General features: G+C 31.9%; 4 protein-coding genes. All 4 read left to right on the top strand.

Annotated features, from left to right (window positions below; genetic code table 11):
* The coding region (locus ERX55_RS11185) for a protein rep (RefSeq protein ID WP_165983791.1) at positions 1 to 351 on the top strand (351 nt) is incomplete at its 5' end.
* 816 nt (positions 352 to 1,167) lie between these two features.
* On the top strand, positions 1,168 to 1,416 hold the full coding sequence (locus tag ERX55_RS11180) for a hypothetical protein (RefSeq protein ID WP_133452662.1): 249 nt from the start codon (positions 1,168 to 1,170) through the stop codon (positions 1,414 to 1,416).
* 524 nt (positions 1,417 to 1,940) lie between these two features.
* On the top strand, positions 1,941 to 2,429 hold the full coding sequence (locus tag ERX55_RS11175) for a hypothetical protein (RefSeq protein WP_133452661.1): 489 nt from the start codon (positions 1,941 to 1,943) through the stop codon (positions 2,427 to 2,429).
* Positions 2,430 to 2,850: 421 nt separating this feature from the next.
* Positions 2,851 to 3,625: protein rep (locus ERX55_RS11170; protein WP_133452660.1), on the top strand; the 775-nt coding region annotated here is incomplete at its 3' end.

The following is a 3,625-nucleotide window of genomic DNA, read 5'->3' as shown; positions in this document are numbered from 1 at the left end:
GCTCATGTCAAAGCGATAAAAGCGAATAAGAAAAATGATTCTGCGATTGTGTCTGCGATAAAGGAGACCTCAAAATATTCTGTTAAGGAGTCGGATTATCTGACGGATGACGTAGAAAAAAATAAAGAAATTATCGCTGATCTGGAGCAGGGTCTGCATAGAAAAAGAATGATTGCGTACGGTGGTCTTCTGAAAATCATGCACAAGAAATTAAATCTTGATGATTCTGAAGATGGAAATCTGATTCAGACTTCAAGTGAAGACGAAAAAATTTCTGAGGAAGAAGCGAAGGCCAATTCAATCATCGCTGTATGGAATTTTGAAAAACAGAATTATTTTTTAAAAAAATAAAAAGTCATTTTCAAGATGGATTTGACTATTTTTATTTCTGATAAAATTCCATTGTGATTTCAAATATAAAATCCATTTGGAAATTCAATGATTTAATTTCCAAATGATGACCATTGTATTTCCAAATAATGAGCTGGATTTTATATTGTATTTCTAAATGATTTTTGATATTTGTGCTAGCACTTTTCATTCGGAAATTAAATGGACTAAAAGTTAATGTATTTGATAGTGTATGGCATTATTCGGTACAAAAATTACGTATAAATTATGGTACGTAATTTATACGTAATCGTATATGGCATTTATACGTAATAACCCTTTATCTATACGTAATTTGTACAGCATTCAATAAAAAACTGCTAGCAATTTTTACGTACAAATTACGTATATAGGAAACCTGTCGGCACTGCCGACACTATCACGTTTTCGGCTCTGCCGAAATTGTCCGTCAGGGCAAAGTGCTAGCAGGTTCCCTTATGCTCATGCACTTTTTTAGTGATTTTAAGATTTTTGATTTTGAGATTTTAATTTTTTGTCACTGATCCAGAAATTCTGAAAATAAAATTTGTGTGCCAGCGTTTCAGATTTTGTTTTTTCAGATGTGATTTCTAAAATTAATATAAAATATCCGAAAAACTAAAAAAAGCTCTCAGTAAACGTCTGAGAGCTTTTTAAAGGCATTTAATAAATTTTTTAAATCTTTTTCTAGAAGATAAAAAAATAAGTGTCAGTAAAATTCTTGTGCTTTTCAGCTAGTATAACTTCAATGATTTTTTGTGTATAATTTCAAGTAAATAACAATTGAGGTGAATTTTTGTGAGAGGAAAAGAAGATAGTATAATTAAAAAAATACTTTTTGTACTTTTTGGTTTATTAGGGCTTAATTTTATATTAAAAACTTTTTTAGATTTTGATTATTTTGATTTAGATATTGTGGCTGATACTATTATGTTTTTAATCGCCTTAACAATTTTGATAGGAAGCATTTTAGAAAAACATATTGGGAAAATTTTAGGTGCAGTTGTCTTTTTATTTTTAGTTGTTGTTTTGATAATTTTTGCTTAGTTAAAAAATGTCCTTACAGGAACTAAAAAATAAAAATGGATTTGCTGTTTATGCCGAGAAAACTTTTTGTGAAAGAAAAGAACCCTCACGTACACTGACGAGGTGGGCCCACCAGGGCGTTTTTCCCTGGGTGGCACATCTTCGGGAGTGTGAGGGTTCAAAGTTTCTGCACAAAAAGGAAATTGGAATAAATATTAAAGTTCATTATTAAATTAGAATTATTAAAGTGGTTATAATGATTAGGAATATAGCTGCGAAAAACTTTATTTTATTTTTTTCTAATATAGATAAGTAGACTAGAATAATTGAAATTGTGTAGATAATTAAATTTCCTATTAGATGCAGATTTAAATCGGTAAAGTTATTTGTTAAAAATACGATTCCTAATAGAATAATTAAAAACAGTAATATTTTATCGCTTGTTTTTTTCATTTTTATTCTCCTTTTTATACTAATATATGTAATTTTATAGAAAGATAGGTTATTATGTAAATGTAATTAAATATAATACAGGAGATGAGATTATGCATTCTTTATCAAAGAAAGTGTCTTGTGCAGTTTTGGCCTCTAGTATGTTATTATCCGTTGGAAGTGTTTATACTGAACAAAATAATTTACAAAATCCTTTGGAAAACAAAGCAGAAGCTGCTAGTGGATGGAGATATTTTACGACTGTAAAGTCTTCAACAGCTGGAAGTGATTTTGCATTAACAAGTGTTGCAGTTGCTGCAGCTGGAGCTTTAGGCTACACCGCGTCTGGAATGACTGGGGCTGCTGTCACATCTGTAGGATCTTATCATTTAGGTAATGCTTTAGCTAAATTAAAAACTGTTTATATGACTGATAAACAATATATAAATAATTATAATCAAATTGAACATGTTGTGACATTTTATTCTGATAAAGCTAGAACTAAAAAACTTGGTACTGCTAAATGGATCACATCTTTACTTTATCCAGGAGGAGATAAGACCTTTGCTCCTAACATTCAAAATGTTGAGACTGCAAAATAAAAAAATTGGTCATGATTTTTGGTTTTTTCTTATCTTGATTCATGAGTTATATTTCTTCAAAAAACTGAACTGATCCTAAAATTTGATTTTTAATTTTTGGGTCAGTTTTTGCTTTTTTCTTGCTGATTTTGTTTCCCACGTTATGTAAACTAGAAAACGTGGTCAGAGGGACTAGAAACCCAGATTTCCCTAGGGGAAATCTGGGTTTCTTCTTGTCTTGATACTATTAGAAATAATTATCTTTTTGAAAAGTGGTCAAAACCCTTGTGGCTGTAAGAATGAACCTGTTTTTTGATTGTGAAAGAAAATTTGACATAAAAAGACCCGAGATTTATGATTAAGGTGTCGAATCAAAATCAAAATATCGGGGGTCTTTTTATGCTTTTTTATACGAATTCCGAAAAATTCGGAGGTATTTCTAATGCACTTTTATAATACAAGAGAAAATGTTGAAAATCAAGAGACTGAAATTCTTCATGACTATACGAAATCAGGCAAGGAACGACCGTGGAGACAAAAGAAACTGTCGAATGTGTCGTATGCGGAAATTCTCACGATGCTGCAGATAAAAAAGGCGAAGAATGTGAGAGAGTGCGGAAAAGTTCTTGAGTTTAAAGCACAGGATGACGGTTATCTTAAACTTTATAAGACATGGTTCTGTAAATCAAAACTGTGTCCAGTCTGTAACTGGAGGCGTGCGATGAAGAACAGCTGGCAGGCTCAACGAGTGGTTGAAGAAGTCATCAAAGAAAAACCGAAGGCAAGATGGCTTTTTTTGACACTCTCGAACCGGAATTCCATCGACGGTTTTTCGATGGATCAGTCGATTCGAGAGCTGACAAAATCTTTTCACCGATTAATGAAATATAAAAAAGTTGAAAAAAATTTAATAGGCTTCATGAGGACGACAGAAGTGACGGTCAACAAAAAAGATGGCTCGTATAATCAGCATATGCATGTTCTGCTCTGTGTTGAAGCAAGTTACTTTAACAGCAAAGAAAATTATATCGAACAGTCTGAATGGGTTCAGCTGTGGAAGAAAGCTCTGAAAATTAATTATAAACCGGTTGCTCATGTCAAAGCGATAAAAGCGAATAAGAAAAATGATTCTGCGATTGTGTCTGCGATAAAGGAGACCTCAAAATATTCTGTTAAGGAGTCGGATTATCTGACGGATGACGTAGAAAAAAATAAAG

It is taken from the genome of Macrococcus bovicus, from assembly GCF_004359575.1.
In the GTDB taxonomy this organism is placed as follows: Bacteria; Bacillota; Bacilli; order Staphylococcales; family Staphylococcaceae; genus Macrococcus; species Macrococcus bovicus.
Note: the sequence above shows the minus strand (reverse complement) of the source record. Positions and strands in the feature narration are given on the sequence as shown.